Origin of the sequence: Marinobacter salinisoli (assembly GCF_017301335.1) — a bacterium.
In the GTDB taxonomy this organism is placed as follows: Bacteria; Pseudomonadota; Gammaproteobacteria; order Pseudomonadales; family Oleiphilaceae; genus Marinobacter; species Marinobacter salinisoli.
Genome location: NZ_CP071247.1, coordinates 2,570,769 through 2,584,509, shown reverse-complemented (window position 1 = coordinate 2,584,509; position 13,741 = coordinate 2,570,769). Strand labels below are relative to the sequence as shown.

The window sequence follows — 13,741 nt, the reverse complement described above, 5'->3', positions numbered from 1 at the left end:
GTTGAGCCATTTAGATATGGCCCCCGTATAGCTGTTCAGAGTTGCCTTTATTCGCGGTATCCTATGCGTAAATGGCTGTCTTGCGCTACTGTTCTTCTTGACCCATCCACCTAAAGTTCAAGGAAATCAAATGACTCTAAAGCCTATAAGGACGTTGCTTTCATCCGTAGCCCTGAGCATTGCCTGTTCAACCGCTTCAGCGGAAACCTTCGTTTTTACCGCCATCCCTGATGAAGACGAGACCAAGCTGGTAGAGCGTTTCCAGGGCATTGCAGATTACCTCTCGGAGGAGCTCGACACCGAGGTTCGCTACATACCGGTCAAGTCTTACGCGGCCGCCGTGTCAGCGTTCCGAAACAATCAGGTTCAGCTGGCCTGGTTCGGCGGTCTTTCGGGTGTGCAGGCGCGCAGACTGGTACCTGGCTCCGAAGCCATCGCGCAGGGCGTTGAAGACCCCGATTTCAAAACGTATTTCATCGCCAACACCAGCACCGGCATTGAGCCTGCTGACGACCTTGCCTCCCTGTCTGAAGATCTCAAAGGAAAGACGTTCACGTTCGGCTCGAAAGGTTCTACCTCAGGGCGCCTGATGCCTGAATACCACTTGCGTGAAACCTTTGACCAAGCCCCTGATGAACTTTTCTCCCGGGTCGGGTTCAGTGGCAATCACACCCGGACCCTGCGCCTGGTCGAAGCAGGCACCTACGAGGTGGGAGCACTGAATTACCAGGTGTGGGAGAAAGAAGTTGAGCAGGGCAATGTCGACACCGACGCTGTTCAGCTGATCTGGGAGACCCCTGGCTATCCGGACTACCAGTGGACCATCCGCGGTGATGTTGATGAACGTTTTGGTGAAGGCTTTAAAGAGAAGGTGAAAGAAGCCCTCATCAGCATGGACGACGAAGCGCTGCTGCAGAGTTTCCCGCGCTCAGGCTTTATCCCTGCCTCGAATGAGGACTTTGAGCCCATCCTGAATACGGCGGAAGACCTTGGGCTCATCGATTGATGGCGGGATTCGAACTCTCTGGCCTGTCAGCATCTTTCGGGGGCACCCGGGTCGTTGGCCCGCTGTCCCTGGCGATCAGGCCAGGAGAACAGGTAGCTCTCGTGGGCAAGAGCGGCGCAGGCAAGTCCACGCTGATCCGCCTTGTTCACGAAGAGGTTAATCGCCATACCTCCCTGGTTCCCCAGGAACTGGGGTTGGTGAACGCCCTGCCCGTTTTTCACAATGTGTTTATGGGGCAACTGGATCGGCACTCGGTCTGGTACAACACGGTAACGCTGATCAAGCCCTTTGCGGAAGATAAGAAAGCGATTCGCGCGCTGCTGACCGAACTCGACATGCCAGAGAAACTCTGGACGCCAGCGGCGGCGCTTTCCGGCGGTCAACGGCAGCGGGTCGCTATCGCCAGAGCCATGTACCGCAAGGCAGAACTGCTGCTGGCGGATGAGCCCGTGTCCGCTCTCGATGGCCCGATGGCACACTTGGTGATGCGGAGGCTCAAGCAGCATTTTCCCACCAGTCTTATTGCCTTACATGACGTGGAGCTGGCATTGGCTTACTGTACAAGGATTGTAGGTATTCAGGATGGACAGGTCGCTCTGGATGAGAGCAGCGACAAGCTGACCGCCTCGGACATTGTGTCACTTTACTAGCATACGGCCGCGCCATGTTCTCCTACCCGACGGTGAAAGTCAGCTTTATTTTCCTCGGCATTGCACTGCTGGGGCTGCTGGCAGCTGACATTGCCATCACCGCATCTTCGCCCTGGCGCGATCTTGGCAATTTCTTTCTGGGCGTGGTTACCCCTAATTTTTTCAGTACAGAAGGCTTGCTAACTGCGCTACTGAGAACCGTTGCTTTCGCCTTCGTGGGGGTTGCGCTGGGCAGTCTCGCTGGATTTGGTCTCGCACTCATCTACCGCTTCCTGCCCGTTCGCATTTTCTGCGCCTTTATTCGAGCCATTCACGAGTTATTCTGGGCACTGATCTTTCTTCAGTTTTTCGGCTTCCACCCATTAACCGGGGTGCTGGCCATTGCTATTCCCTACTCTGGAATCTTTGCCAAGGTGTATTCCGAGATTTTGGACGAGGCCGACCCAGAGCCAAGGCGACTCCTGCCACCGGGCACCGGCGTCATCTCCGCGTTTTTATACGCACGGATACCGGATTGCTGGGCCCAGATCCGAACCTATACCGCGTACCGGCTGGAATGTGGTATGCGCTCGAGCGCGATCCTGGGCTTTGTTGGATTGCCAACCCTCGGCTTTTATCTGGAATCGTCATTCTCACAAGGCCTATATTCCGATGCCGGGGCGATGTTGATCCTGTTCTACGTGTTAATTGCGACCATTCCACTCTGGGTTCGCCCCAGACTGTTGCCCTTGTACGTGCTCGCTGCGCCCTTTTTCCTAGGCGACGGCTTGCCTATTGTCTGGGGCAATGTGAAGCGTTTTTTCACCGAAGATATCGTGCCAAGCCCTATTCGTGATGGTGAAGGTCTCGGCGGTTTAATGCCCTGGCTTGGAGACCTCTTCGCGACCGAGGCGCTGCCCGGCATCTGGAACACAGTTGTACTCACCCAGATCGCACTCGTGGCGACCGGAATTCTCGCGTTGCTGACGTTTCCTCTGATCTCAAATCACTTTGGCGGCCCGGTACGGCGAACTGCCGGACATGTTTTTCTGGTCATCGCCCGATCAACACCCGAATACATATTGGCGTATATCCTGTTGCAGCTCTGGGGGCCGTCCATGCTCCCGGCAGTAGTGGCCCTGGCACTGCACAATGGGGCGATCATTGGACACCTCATCGGCCGGCAGACCAACACCATAATGCTCAGGTCGGATGCCATCGAGGGATTCAACCGCTATACCTGGGAGCTCGTTCCGAGAATCTACCGATCGTTTCTGGCGTTTTTGTTTTACCGGTGGGAGATCATCATGCGGGAAACGGCCATTCTCGGGATTCTCGGGATCTACACCCTCGGCTTTTATGTCGATAGCGCTATTCAGAACATCCAGTTCGATCGGGCGATGGTTCTCATTCTGATCACAGCGATGCTCAATATAGGGGTGGATGCCCTTGGCCGGTTTATACGTCGAAAATTGGCGCTGCAAACCATGCCCACCTGCTGAAATCCGGTACCCACAGTTGATCGCCAGGAAACAAAAAAAGCCGGGCATAAGCCCGGCTTCTGAGTAATCCCGCAGGAATTACTTGCGACGGCGACGCGACGCGCCAAAGCCAACCAGGCCGACGCCCAGAAGTGCCAGCGTGGAGGGCTCCGGAACGGACACTTCGAACTGCTGGTAGACACCACCATCGTCGTTCCTCAGAACCAGCACATTGGTCGATGAGTAGCCGCTGCCAATGTAGATGCCAGTTGACCCCACGCCGGGATCCGACATCGTTGTGCTGAGATCAGCAAACAGACTCGACCCTAGCGAGAATTGCAGCAATTCAATGCCGTCCTCGAGAGTGAAATTAAATCCATCCACTCCACCGGTTGCATTGGTAGCCGCAGTCCACGTCAGGAAGTCTGAAGTGCTGGTGCTAAACGATCCCATGGAATCGGCGTGCGTACCCAAGCTTTCAAATTTGAACGTTTCGTAGGAATCCAGATCCTGGTTTTCGAACTCCAGATCACCAAACCATTCAACGATGTTATCGGAGTCAACAACGCCAGGCGCGGTCCAGCGAACAGACCAGTTACGCGTGTTATTCTCATCGTTCCAGATGTAGTAACCCGCATTATCCAGATTCAAACCTGTGCTTGAGGTCGTTATCCCTGTGTACTGGGGAGTCGCGAATGCAGCACTTGCTGATGCTGCAAACACAAACCCAAGTGCGGTCCTTTTCAAGTTCATCCATCTTTCTCCATGAAGGCGGTAATGCTTTTAGGTGCAACCCGGCTGTCTCACATGGACCCGTGGCTTTCCGTCCCACTCTCTCGAATGGTTTGGCTACAGCGATGGTTTCCTTACCCATCCGCTTGGACTAATGCGAGAACCATGCCAATCAAGCCGAAGCCCCGTGGGAGAGAGGCTGCGCAATGCGTCGCCAATGACGGTGTAAAAAATTCCGACAGACCTAGTAAGTAATTAGAAACAAGACAGGCGGTAACTGAAAGCTTCAGGATGATGGTTTGCGTTTGCATCCGGGTCAGGTTTTCGTGAGACGTTTGATCGGGTTCACAGAAACATCAATTCGCTCAGTCATTTGGCTCGAACTGCCAAGCAAAACCGAGGCCTTAGTGGTTACATTGAGTTACAGTACGCGTGTGCGCTGAAATTGACAGGGAATGTGACGCAGATGACAAGTGGCCTGATTGTTGTGACAGAAATTACCTTGGTTGCCTTGTTGCTACTCATGGCCTTTCGAGTGCTTGCTCTGGTGCGGTCTGCGCCTGCGATGGACGCCGCCGCATCGCACGACGTCGCAAGTCTTAGCTTGAACCGGCCACAGCCATTCCATAATCAACATCTGTTGGCCAGTGACCGGGCGGAGCTTACTTCGAGGCTGCATATTCTTGCAGCGCTGCAAAATCGCGACAGCAAAACGAACGGGGTCTGCATCCATGATGCGCCACCCGTGGTCCGGGCTTACGCAGCCGCATGGCTGTATGGGGCGGCAGTTGCTCTCTGTGAGCCGCGAGCGCGATGTTCCGAACAGCTGACGGAGTTGGTGGCCCACATTGCGAAGCTAAAACTGGGAATTGAGGAGGAGGAAACCTGCGAAGTCATTGCAACGCTGACGGAAAGCAGTGCCACTCTTGCCTGCTACCGTGAGGGTCTGGAAGGAGCGAAGTTCTGGCAGCAGCACCAACACGTGTCGCCAGAACACAGTCTGCATGGAGCGGTAACATCCAACGCCTTTGTCTAGGCGGTCTGATTGGTTTTGGTTTCCAGCGTCCAGTCTGAGCCCAAAGAGACGGTGTCAGGCCGCTCAGGTTGAATTGCAGGCGTTCCCATGATTACCGGCTTTGAAAAACCACCATCCTCCAGGTGTCTCATGGTATCCACATCAACAGAGCGAACGATGTAGGTCTTACCATCATGAACAACGCGCGCTCGATGCGTCAGGCCAAATACGAACCGACAGTAATCGAGCTTTAGCTGAAGTAAATCCTGTTCCGCCTTGTAGATCTTTCTCAGCAGAACCTGCTGTACGCTTTTGCCATAATCCATAGTGTCTTCCCTGGCTAATGGTGTGAACGGCTCTCTGCATTGTACATATTGACGGCATATTATCAGCGGGATGCCTCACAATCCGGGCTGATCACGCGTTCAACGGCTGAAACAACAACTTCACAGAATTGATCGGCGGCGAATCGGCCTTACCTTGTAAATCCACCTGCCAGCGCATCTTTTCGCCGGTGCTGCAGAACGGAGCCGCAAACATTGCTTCGTAGCGTCCCTCCCCCGTCTGGCTCAACGGTATCGGGTATTCACCCATATACATGTCCACCCCGCGCAGTACCGCCATCAGGTTTCCAGATTCCTGCGGAGATTCCACAAGCAACAGGTACTTCGAGCCGTCGTCATCGTTCATCGGGCGTATCTGAACGGTCCAGCGGCCCTTTGCGTCGATCCACTGGCAGGATCTCTCGGCCAGCTCACAGGTTACCTGACGCTCCTCCCGTTCTGATTCGCCGGTCTTCAGCCAGCGAGGACCAAACACCGCGACAATTAATGCACTGAGGATTAAACCCGCAACCAAGAATACCCGTACCATGTCCTTTCCTTTGTCAAAGTCGGCGGCATTATGCCGCTTATCTGCATGCTGGCAAAGCGTTCTCATCCAGGGCGAGTCATGACAGAATACGCGGCATTCCAAGGGATTCATTTTTATGGCGGGCAAGACTGTGGAACCGGACATTTCCGTTAAACAGCTCAGCAAACAATACGGCGATGGATTTCAGGCCCTGAAGGACATCAACCTGGAGATTTATCGCGGCGAAATTTTTGCGCTGCTCGGCCCAAACGGTGCCGGCAAAACCACTCTGATCAGCATCATCTGTGGCATCGTAAACCTGTCCGACGGCGAGGTTAAAGCCGCGGGCTTCGACATCAAAAAGCAGTACCGGCAGGCCCGCCAGGCTATCGGCCTCGTTCCGCAGGAGCTGAACACCGATTCCTTCGAAACCGTTTGGAACGCCGTATCCTTCAGTCGCGGTCTGTTCGGGAAAGCACCCAATCCCGATCACATAGAGAAGGTGCTGAAAGACCTGTCCCTTTGGGACAAGCGCAACAATCGGATCATGTCACTCTCTGGCGGCATGAAGCGCCGAGTGATGATTGCCAAAGCCCTGTCACACGAACCGCAGATCCTCTTTCTGGACGAGCCCACGGCCGGCGTAGATGTAGAGCTGCGAAGGGATATGTGGGAGATGGTTCGCCAATTGCGCGAGAACGGCGTGACCATCATTCTGACCACCCACTACATTGAAGAAGCCGAGGAAATGGCAGATCGCATCGGGGTGATTCGCCAGGGCGAAATCATGCTGGTGGAAGATAAGCATCAGTTGATGAGCAAACTGGGCAAGAAAGAACTGCGGCTTCAGCTTCAGAACAAACTGGATCAGCTGCCAGGTGAGCTCACTCTTGAACCGATTGAGCTGTCTGAAGATGGTTATGAGCTGATCTACACGTTTGACTCCCAGCAAGAGCAGGCGGGAGTGGCCCGACTTCTTCGCACCCTGGGTGACCTGGGTATCGAATACCGCGACATTCAGACCCGCGAAAGTTCCCTGGAAGACATTTTCGTCGGTTTGGTTCACGAATAACACGCATTCGATAACGAGAGTTCATCATGAATTTCTACGGCGTTCGCGCGATATACAACTTCGAGATGGCTCGCATGAAGCGGACTCTCATGCAAAGCGTTTTATCGCCGGTCATCTCGACCTGTCTCTATTTCGTGGTGTTCGGCTCCGCGATTGGTTCGCGCATGGGTGACATCGACGGCATCAGCTATGGCGCGTACATCATTCCGGGCCTGGTGATGCTCTCGCTGCTGATGCAGAGCATCTCCAACGCCGCCTTCGGGATTTATATGCCGAAATTCTCAGGCACCATCTATGAAGTGCTCTCGGCCCCGGTATCGTACTTTGAGGTCGTGCTCGGTTACGTTGGGGCGGCCGCCAGCAAATCGGTTATCCTCGGCTTGATTATTCTGGCAACAGCGCGGCTGTTTGTGGACTACACCGTGCTGCATCCGTTCTGGATGCTGTCGTTCCTGGTGCTGACCTCGGTTACATTCAGCCTGTTCGGTTTTATCATTGGTATCTGGGCCGACGGTTTCGAGAAACTGCAGATCGTGCCCATGATGATTGTCACTCCCCTGGTATTCCTGGGGGGAACCTTTTACTCAATCGATATGTTGCCCCCGATCTGGCAGACCATCAGCTTCTTCAATCCTGTGGTATACCTGATCAGCGGGTTTCGCTGGGCCTTCTACGGTGTCTCGGACGTGCATATCGCTATCAGCATCGGCATGACGCTGGTCTTCCTGTTCGCCTGCCTGCTGACCATCTGGTACATCTTTCGCACCGGGTACCGCCTGCGGTCATGAAAAAGCGTCTTCGGGCATCAGCTGCTTGTGTACTCCTGTCCGTTTCGGTATCGGGGTGTGCCGCCAATTCGTCAACCCCGCAAGCCGAATTGCCGATAGAGCGGGCCTGTTTCGTTACCGATGAAGTTCGAGTACCGGTGCTACTGGAAGTGGCTCGCAAGCCCGAACAGCGCCAGACCGGGCTGATGGCCAGGACATCGCTCCCTGCAGACCAGGGCATGATGTTCGTGTATCCGTCAACCCAGCAACCAGACCGTGGATTCTGGATGTACAACACGCTGCTGGAGCTGGACATTGCCTACCTGAACGAGACAGGAACAATTAGCGCGATCCGGCGTATGACGCCCTGCCCTCCTGCGCAGGGTTTTGACTGCCCGACCTATCCGGCCGGGGTGCCCTTTACCTATGCCGTAGAGATGAACGCTGGTTTTTTCGAGAAGCACGGCGTGGAGGTGGGCGACAAGCTGATGGTCCAAAAAAACCAGTGCAACCCGGAATAAGCCACTACGATAAGGGAATCCAGTGACAGCTCACCACCCGAAACGCATCTACCTGGCCGGCCCCGAAGTCTTCTTTCCGGCCGACGCGCATAAAACCATACTGGCCCATAAGCTAAGCCTGCTTCGGGATGCCGGCTTGGAGGGTGTGGACCCGCTGGACACCACCATCAATTTCCCGCCCGACGAATCGCTAAAAGAGCGGGGCTTCCGGATATATCGAGCCAACCGGGACCTGATGGACAACTGCCACGGCGTCATCGCCAACCTGACTCCGTTCCGGGGAATCAGCGCCGATCCCGGCACCGTCTTCGAGGTCGGCTACATGATCGGACACGGAAAGCCCGCCTGTGGATTTACCGTCGACTCCCGCACCTATTACCGCCGCGCCGGAGCCACAGAGTTCGACGATGACGGCCTCACCATCGAAAACTTTGACCTTGAAGACAACCTCATGATTTCATGCAGCATTGTCGAAAGCGGGGGCGTGGTGGCAACCGGAGACACAGAAGCGCCAGAGCATGCCTTTTTCTGCGCCAAAGCTTTCATGCGCTGCGTGCAGACGCTTGCAGAACACTTAAGCTAATTGCAATTTCCCCTGTTCCCAACCCTCAAGAGATGCTTCCTTGGACTCTACCCGCATTAAAGGTTTGACGATTGCCGCCCTTGGAGTGCTTTTCCTTACCCCGGACGCCTTACTGGTCAAGATCACTTCTGTAGAAGCCGTCGTTTTCCTGTTTTGGCGAGGCCTACTGTTGGCATTCAGTTTTTTGATCATCAGTTGGGGTCGATACCGTACAACGCTCGGTCAACAAATCAGGCTGTGCGGCTCTAAGGGGATGTTCTGTGCATTCGCTTTTTCGCTAAGCACCCTGGGCTTTGTATTTGGCATGAAAAACACGGCAGCGGGGAACGTTCTGGTGATCCTCAATACTGCGCCGATGATCGCCGCGCTGATCGCCTGGATCTTCTGGAAAGAAACGCTTCCGCTGCGAACCTGGGGCATCATTTTAATCTGTGTCAGTGGTGCCAGCCTGATGGCCATCGGCGAAATGGGTCACGGTGAGCCATTGGGGCTGTTAATGGCAGCGCTGGCAGCGACTGCCCTCGCTTCCAACCTCAATGTTGCACGCTCCCGGCCAGAGGCCGACATGAGTGTCATGCTTATGTTTGGCGCCGCGCTGGTGGCCGGTGCCGCAGCTCTTTTTGGTGGTGCCCAGCTACCATCTGCCCGTGATGCATTCTTCATTGGCCTTCTGAGCCTGGTTTTTTTGCCCATTGCCAGCGTGCTTATCCAGATTGGCCCGCGCTACATCCCTGCTGCGGAAGTCAGTTTGATGCTGTTGTTGGAAACCGTTGTTGGATCGTTTCTGGTCTGGCTGTTTCTGGGAGAAGTTCCGCCCAGACTAAGCCTCTTTGGCGGCGCAATTATTTTGAGCGCACTGCTCATTCATGGCTGGATTGAGGTGCGGCGTTATCAGAATCTGAAAGCGACATCATAATCCAAACCTCAGGCACGAGCCCCAAAGACGGCGCTGTAAACTTTGAGTTGAACCTTCTTTACGTTAACTATCCGCTCACAAAGTTCCGAGAATAGCGAAAGCGCAACAAACAGGAACACAACCCACATAATCCGTTTGTATGCATGATCCCCAATGACATCATAAAAGTAAGAGGAAAAGGCATATATTATTGGCATATGTAAAATGAAGACCAGAATCGTATTCCTGGAAAAGAAATTGATTAAGCGACTAGAAAACAGCCTTCTCGCAAGCTGAAAACCTAAAAACGTGTTCGCAATGTATACCAGGGATATAACAATCGACTGCACCATTACACTCACGCCCGATTCCATGCCAGGCAATGACCGAAACGGGAATTCATTACCTACTGACAAGCCCCCACCGACCCACGCCCAAGTGAGAAGGCCCATCAGCCAGAGCAAGGCAATGGCCAGTGTGCCAGCGCCGAACTCTTTATCTTGCTTATCGGAAAGCCACATGCCCATCAAAAAGACGGAAAGCCAGTTAGGCAGCATCATATACGCCATAAAGTCTTTATTGATATAGGTTAATGCGGCTCGAAAAACGATCTCAAACACAAAAGCGCAACCGAACAGAGCCGGCGTGATGGACTTGCCACGAAGGAACAGCGCCCAAACCAGCAAAACATGTAAATAGGTGCCGATATACCAAGTCGTTGGGTTCGCAGGAAAATAATTGAAAAACACGTTTATCCCGGCAAAAAAAGGCAGATAATTGCTTTCGTTAATATCGCCTTTGGTAAACCAAAAAATGCCGCTCAGAATAAGTGCACAGATAATTCCGTAAAAATAGATTGGAAATAAGCGTTTGAATAAGACAGGCATCCAGTCGCCACGCTCCCGCGCCAAGCCCCAGCCCATAATGAATATAAAGAAAGCGACACCCAATTGCTTCGTATAGATCGGCTGGGCGACTTCATTGAACATGGCATGCGGGCTTCCCACTACATGGCCGGTCACAATCAGGAACATGCCAATTGCCTTCATCCAGTCGATAAATGCCTGCCTTTCCGTGGTGACCATCTGGGAATCAGCCTTCTTCTGGAGTCAGGTTTTTTATAAAACGCGCAGGGTTGCCTGACATCACCACCTGGGGTTTGGTATCGGTCGTTATGACCGATCCCGCTCCGATCATGCACCCTTCTCCGATGTTAGCAACGATGATGGCACCCTCGCCTACCCAGACATTTTTCGAGATAGTTATCTGAGTTAAGCGATCGGGCGAGTACGCACTCCAGGTTCCGTCTTCCTCCAGAATATGCAGCGCTCGGCCACTCAGAATGCTGACGCGGGAGCCGATGAGGCTGTGCTCTTGAATTTCAACCGCTCCGATCAGTGCGTAGCTTCCAATATAAACGTGATCTTTTATGATGGCTGAGCGGTGAGAGATGATCGTGCCAAAGCCGATATGGCAGTGATCGGAGCACTCCTCCAGTGTCAGCGAATAAAAGGCACGCCTCAGAAAAGCACCGGGCATGCCTGGAAGGATCGCAACGGCCTGGGAGCAGATATTGTAAACAAGCTCGGTATGGGGAGAGATTAGCCACTGCTCGAGTTTTGTGGGGACAGCCAACGGCAACACCAGTAACTTGCTGATCAGGTTCAGTATGGTTTTGAGGTGTTTCACCATATCAAACCTTCTCTCTTCTCATGCGCTTGAAACGTTGATTGAAGGTTGGCTCGTCGGTGATGATGATTTTTCCTGGCACCTTGTAGGACGGCAGTCTGTCTTTACAGTATTGAAAAACCCGCTTTTTGAGTTCCCTCAGCGGAAGCTCCTCGGCAAGACTGAATTTCGCGCAAACCACATTTCCGGTAATGCTGTGGCCGACCCCGTAAACCACGACATCATTGACCTCGGGCATACTGAGTAAAACACTCTCTACTTCCGCCGGAAATACCTTCAAACCACCCACGTTGATGATTTCACTGGCGCGCCCCAAAATGCGGATCCACTCACCGTCCTGCTCGACAAGATCACCGGTATCGAGATAACCGTCCTCGTCAAACGGGCTGGGAGCGTTTAGATAGCCCAGCATTCCAGAATCCGCTTTAACCCGCAGCGTCCCGCCGACGATTTTAGTTTTGAACTCGTCGCCACCCACCTTCATCCAGGTGGAATCCGATGATCGGGATTTCGAACGGAGAATCCCGACTTCTGATAAGCCGTAGGTTTGCTGCAAGGTTGCCTCCGGCAGGATCTCGCCTAGCTTGGACAGAGTGCTCTCCTGCATGGGCTCGGTACCGTAGGTGATCAGCTTTAGCGAAGAAAGGTCAAAGCGCTCGTAGGCTTTGGATAGCAATAGCAGATTCAGAAAAGTTGGTGAGGTCGGCAAAACTTCAGCGCCAAAACGCTCTACGGCCTCGCACACCTTATCTGGCGTGCGCGCATCAGAGACAATGGTCGTTCCTTTGTTGGCCAGCGAATACAGCAAGGAATTTACGCCACCGATATGGTCCAGCTGCAGGAAAATCAGCATGCGCATCGCTTTTCGAGGCTGCCGGAATTTACCCATCAGCTTTTCGAGGTTCTGCACAATCGCTTTGCTTTTCCCGGTGGAGCCCGAAGAGAAGAGCACCAATCCGGGTTGTCTCGCCTCACGAAGTTGCGTATAGAGCGGATGATAAGCCTTGCGACCCGTGACCACTAACTCAAGGGTGTCGCCATCAACGGTTATGTCGTACTCCGTCTCACCAATCTCTCGAAACTCGGCAAACTGCTTGCTCGAATCCTGAGACAGCGGAATCACAATGTTCCCTTTTCTGGCCAGCGTCATGAATAGCGCTATGGAGCCGGGCGAGTAGTCGCCACTAAAGGATACGACAGCGCCCTCAGGAATTTGATGGGCATCCAGCCATTTCTCATAGGCGCCTATCAATCGGGTTAATTGGCCGAAAGTCACCGAAAAATCAGAGGACACGACCGCTTCATGTTCCGGGGATGTGCGTAGGGATTCCAGGAAAAAATCAATCATCACGATACACCCCCCAGATACAGAACCTGGCCAGTGATAAATTCACTCTCAGGTCGCAAGTAAAAGTCCACCACGTTAATTACATCACGAGGTGTCGCCATTTTGTTGATGGACTGACGCTGCAAAAGCTCTTGTATTTTTTCTGGAGGCACCCCTTTGATCAGCGCGGTATCAATCGGGGAAGGCCCAATAGCATTGCAGGTGATGCCAAAATTGCCGTACTCCTTGGCAATGATTTTGGTGAGTGTTTCCACAGCGCTTTTGCTGGCGGCATAAATCGACTCACCTTCCAGTTGCAGCGGGACCGCTACGGTGGTGAAGTTGACGATCCGGCCATGGTCAGATCTTCTAAGCATGCCGAGAGCCTTCTGGCAACACAGATAGGTACCCTGAACATTAATGTTAAAAATCTGCTGGAAGGTATTGGCCGGCGTTAACGCGAAGGCATTCATGCTGGCGATGCCGGCGTTATTGATCAGTGCGTCCAGAGACTTGGTTTCTCGGCGCAAATCAAAAAAGAAGGCCTTTACTGACTCATCAGAGCCAATATCGACGGAAAAATGGTGATAGTTCTCGTGGCTCAGATCAGACGCGCCGCGGGAGCATCCATAGACAATATCCCCCTCTGCCAGGAGGTGCTCTGCGATCGCGCGCCCCAAGCCCCGGCTTGCGCCAGTTATCAGTATTCTACGGGGCTCCATCAGGATACCGACTCGTTAATCGTATCCTGGATATAGTTCTGTAGAGTTTTAACCGACCGAAACGGGCTTCTCGACTGAGACATGGCACGGTCATCGCTCAATGTTACCTCAATACCCTCGTCCAGCAGTGCTTCTTCGATGCTGATCAAGAGCCCCACCAGCTCCATGGAATCAAGCTCACCATCATTACCAAACAGCAGCGTATCTTCAGAAATCAGGATCTGACGATCATCTGCCCTTGCGTGATTGATCAACTCCAGTGCGTCAAAAATAATTCGCTGTATGTTTTCGCCGGGCATTACTACCTCCAATGTGCTACCCCTGTGTTACTCACCCTGCAACACTTTCTGAACCATTTCCGTCTGGTCTTGATATCCCCCCGGTTAATTGGCTTCGCTACACGCCGTTCGTTCCTTTGGGTAGGGAAACCACCCAGGCGAAGGGTGCTGA

At 53.4% G+C, this 13,741-nt stretch carries 17 protein-coding genes and 1 riboswitch; of the genes, 9 read left to right on the top strand and 8 right to left on the bottom strand.

What is annotated here, in order from left to right:
* Positions 1–130 precede the first annotated feature (130 nt).
* Genes LPB19_RS11725 through LPB19_RS11715 form a run of 3 tightly spaced genes read left to right on the top strand, consistent with a single transcriptional unit; the run spans position 131 to position 3,137 of the window.
* The gene (locus LPB19_RS11725; RefSeq protein WP_206643085.1) at positions 131–1,006 is read left to right on the top strand and encodes a putative selenate ABC transporter substrate-binding protein; all 876 of its coding nucleotides are present in this window, start codon (positions 131–133) and stop codon (positions 1,004–1,006) included.
* The gene (locus LPB19_RS11720) at positions 1,006–1,656 is read left to right on the top strand and encodes a phosphonate ABC transporter ATP-binding protein (protein ID WP_206643084.1); all 651 of its coding nucleotides are present in this window, start codon (positions 1,006–1,008) and stop codon (positions 1,654–1,656) included. Before LPB19_RS11725 ends, LPB19_RS11720 begins: the two co-directional genes overlap by 1 nt.
* A gap of 14 nt (positions 1,657–1,670) precedes the next feature.
* Positions 1,671–3,137 (top strand): PhnE/PtxC family ABC transporter permease, encoded by a 1,467-nt coding sequence (locus LPB19_RS11715; RefSeq protein WP_206643083.1) that lies wholly within the window; start codon positions 1,671–1,673, stop codon positions 3,135–3,137.
* A gap of 78 nt (positions 3,138–3,215) precedes the next feature.
* Here the strand turns inward: LPB19_RS11715 and LPB19_RS17115 are convergent, their stop codons facing one another.
* On the bottom strand, positions 3,216–3,869 hold the full coding sequence (locus tag LPB19_RS17115) for a PEP-CTERM sorting domain-containing protein (protein ID WP_228289100.1): 654 nt from the start codon (positions 3,867–3,869) through the stop codon (positions 3,216–3,218).
* A 32-nt stretch (positions 3,870–3,901) separates the two neighbouring features.
* Positions 3,902–3,976: riboswitch (cyclic di-GMP riboswitch) on the bottom strand.
* Positions 3,977–4,314: 338 nt separating this feature from the next.
* Here LPB19_RS17115 and LPB19_RS11705 point away from each other — a divergent pair.
* Positions 4,315–4,884, top strand: a complete 570-nt coding sequence (locus LPB19_RS11705; RefSeq protein WP_206643082.1) for a hypothetical protein — start codon at positions 4,315–4,317, stop codon at positions 4,882–4,884.
* On the opposite strand, the gene LPB19_RS11700 is transcribed toward LPB19_RS11705, so the two are convergent.
* Complete coding sequence (locus LPB19_RS11700; RefSeq protein ID WP_206643081.1) at positions 4,881–5,189, bottom strand: hypothetical protein; 309 nt, start codon at positions 5,187–5,189, stop codon at positions 4,881–4,883. The two genes, LPB19_RS11705 and LPB19_RS11700, sit on opposite strands and share 4 nt — an antisense overlap.
* 91 nt (positions 5,190–5,280) lie before the next feature.
* Positions 5,281–5,736, bottom strand: coding sequence for a hypothetical protein (locus tag LPB19_RS11695; protein ID WP_206643080.1), 456 nt, complete (start codon positions 5,734–5,736; stop codon positions 5,281–5,283).
* A 130-nt stretch (positions 5,737–5,866) separates the two neighbouring features.
* Here LPB19_RS11695 and LPB19_RS11690 point away from each other — a divergent pair, with 130 nt between their 5' ends.
* From LPB19_RS11690 to LPB19_RS11670, 5 genes are read left to right on the top strand one after another with little or no spacing between them, the layout of a single operon-like run.
* The gene (locus LPB19_RS11690) at positions 5,867–6,787 is read left to right on the top strand and encodes an ABC transporter ATP-binding protein (RefSeq protein ID WP_206645784.1); all 921 of its coding nucleotides are present in this window, start codon (positions 5,867–5,869) and stop codon (positions 6,785–6,787) included.
* 26 nt (positions 6,788–6,813) lie between these two features.
* Complete coding sequence (locus tag LPB19_RS11685; protein WP_206643079.1) at positions 6,814–7,575, top strand: ABC transporter permease; 762 nt, start codon at positions 6,814–6,816, stop codon at positions 7,573–7,575.
* Positions 7,572–8,075, top strand: coding sequence for a DUF192 domain-containing protein (locus LPB19_RS11680; RefSeq protein WP_206643078.1), 504 nt, complete (start codon positions 7,572–7,574; stop codon positions 8,073–8,075). Before LPB19_RS11685 ends, LPB19_RS11680 begins: the two co-directional genes overlap by 4 nt.
* A gap of 22 nt (positions 8,076–8,097) precedes the next feature.
* The gene (locus tag LPB19_RS11675) at positions 8,098–8,658 is read left to right on the top strand and encodes a nucleoside 2-deoxyribosyltransferase (protein WP_206643077.1); all 561 of its coding nucleotides are present in this window, start codon (positions 8,098–8,100) and stop codon (positions 8,656–8,658) included.
* Between the two features lie 40 nt (positions 8,659–8,698).
* Positions 8,699–9,574, top strand: coding sequence for a DMT family transporter (locus tag LPB19_RS11670; protein WP_206643076.1), 876 nt, complete (start codon positions 8,699–8,701; stop codon positions 9,572–9,574).
* An 8-nt stretch (positions 9,575–9,582) separates the two neighbouring features.
* Here the strand turns inward: LPB19_RS11670 and LPB19_RS11665 are convergent, their stop codons facing one another.
* The 5 genes from LPB19_RS11665 to LPB19_RS11645 are packed head-to-tail and all read right to left on the bottom strand — an operon-like array spanning position 9,583 to position 13,590.
* Positions 9,583–10,638 carry an acyltransferase family protein gene (locus LPB19_RS11665; protein ID WP_206643075.1) on the bottom strand — a complete coding sequence of 352 codons (1,056 nt, stop codon included), beginning with the start codon at positions 10,636–10,638 and terminating at the stop codon, positions 9,583–9,585.
* A gap of 7 nt (positions 10,639–10,645) precedes the next feature.
* A complete protein-coding gene (locus LPB19_RS11660) occupies positions 10,646–11,245 on the bottom strand; it encodes an acyltransferase (protein WP_206643074.1) in 600 nt (199 codons plus the stop codon).
* Between the two features lies 1 nt (position 11,246).
* Complete coding sequence (locus LPB19_RS11655; protein WP_228289275.1) at positions 11,247–12,590, bottom strand: AMP-binding protein; 1,344 nt, start codon at positions 12,588–12,590, stop codon at positions 11,247–11,249.
* Positions 12,590–13,291 carry an SDR family NAD(P)-dependent oxidoreductase gene (locus LPB19_RS11650; protein WP_206643072.1) on the bottom strand — a complete coding sequence of 234 codons (702 nt, stop codon included), beginning with the start codon at positions 13,289–13,291 and terminating at the stop codon, positions 12,590–12,592. The genes LPB19_RS11655 and LPB19_RS11650 overlap by 1 nt, the downstream gene beginning before the upstream one ends.
* Complete coding sequence (locus tag LPB19_RS11645) at positions 13,291–13,590, bottom strand: hypothetical protein (RefSeq protein ID WP_206643071.1); 300 nt, start codon at positions 13,588–13,590, stop codon at positions 13,291–13,293. Before LPB19_RS11645 ends, LPB19_RS11650 begins: the two co-directional genes overlap by 1 nt.
* Positions 13,591–13,741: the final 151 nt, after the last annotated feature.

Coding starts and splice junctions, on each gene's coding strand:
- LPB19_RS11680 (WP_206643078.1), top strand. CDS start 7,572: ATGAAAAAGCGTCTTCGGGCATCAGCTGCTTGTGTACTCCTGTCCGTT.
- LPB19_RS11660 (WP_206643074.1), bottom strand. CDS start 11,245: ATGGTGAAACACCTCAAAACCATACTGAACCTGATCAGCAAGTTACTG.
- LPB19_RS11665 (WP_206643075.1), bottom strand. CDS start 10,638: ATGGTCACCACGGAAAGGCAGGCATTTATCGACTGGATGAAGGCAATT.
- LPB19_RS11685 (WP_206643079.1), top strand. CDS start 6,814: ATGAATTTCTACGGCGTTCGCGCGATATACAACTTCGAGATGGCTCGC.
- LPB19_RS11655 (WP_228289275.1), bottom strand. CDS start 12,590: ATGATTGATTTTTTCCTGGAATCCCTACGCACATCCCCGGAACATGAA.
- LPB19_RS11650 (WP_206643072.1), bottom strand. CDS start 13,291: ATGGAGCCCCGTAGAATACTGATAACTGGCGCAAGCCGGGGCTTGGGG.
- LPB19_RS11725 (WP_206643085.1), top strand. CDS start 131: ATGACTCTAAAGCCTATAAGGACGTTGCTTTCATCCGTAGCCCTGAGC.
- LPB19_RS11720 (WP_206643084.1), top strand. CDS start 1,006: ATGGCGGGATTCGAACTCTCTGGCCTGTCAGCATCTTTCGGGGGCACC.
- LPB19_RS11715 (WP_206643083.1), top strand. CDS start 1,671: ATGTTCTCCTACCCGACGGTGAAAGTCAGCTTTATTTTCCTCGGCATT.
- LPB19_RS11695 (WP_206643080.1), bottom strand. CDS start 5,736: ATGGTACGGGTATTCTTGGTTGCGGGTTTAATCCTCAGTGCATTAATT.
- LPB19_RS11645 (WP_206643071.1), bottom strand. CDS start 13,590: ATGCCCGGCGAAAACATACAGCGAATTATTTTTGACGCACTGGAGTTG.
- LPB19_RS17115 (WP_228289100.1), bottom strand. CDS start 3,869: ATGAACTTGAAAAGGACCGCACTTGGGTTTGTGTTTGCAGCATCAGCA.
- LPB19_RS11705 (WP_206643082.1), top strand. CDS start 4,315: ATGACAAGTGGCCTGATTGTTGTGACAGAAATTACCTTGGTTGCCTTG.
- LPB19_RS11700 (WP_206643081.1), bottom strand. CDS start 5,189: ATGGATTATGGCAAAAGCGTACAGCAGGTTCTGCTGAGAAAGATCTAC.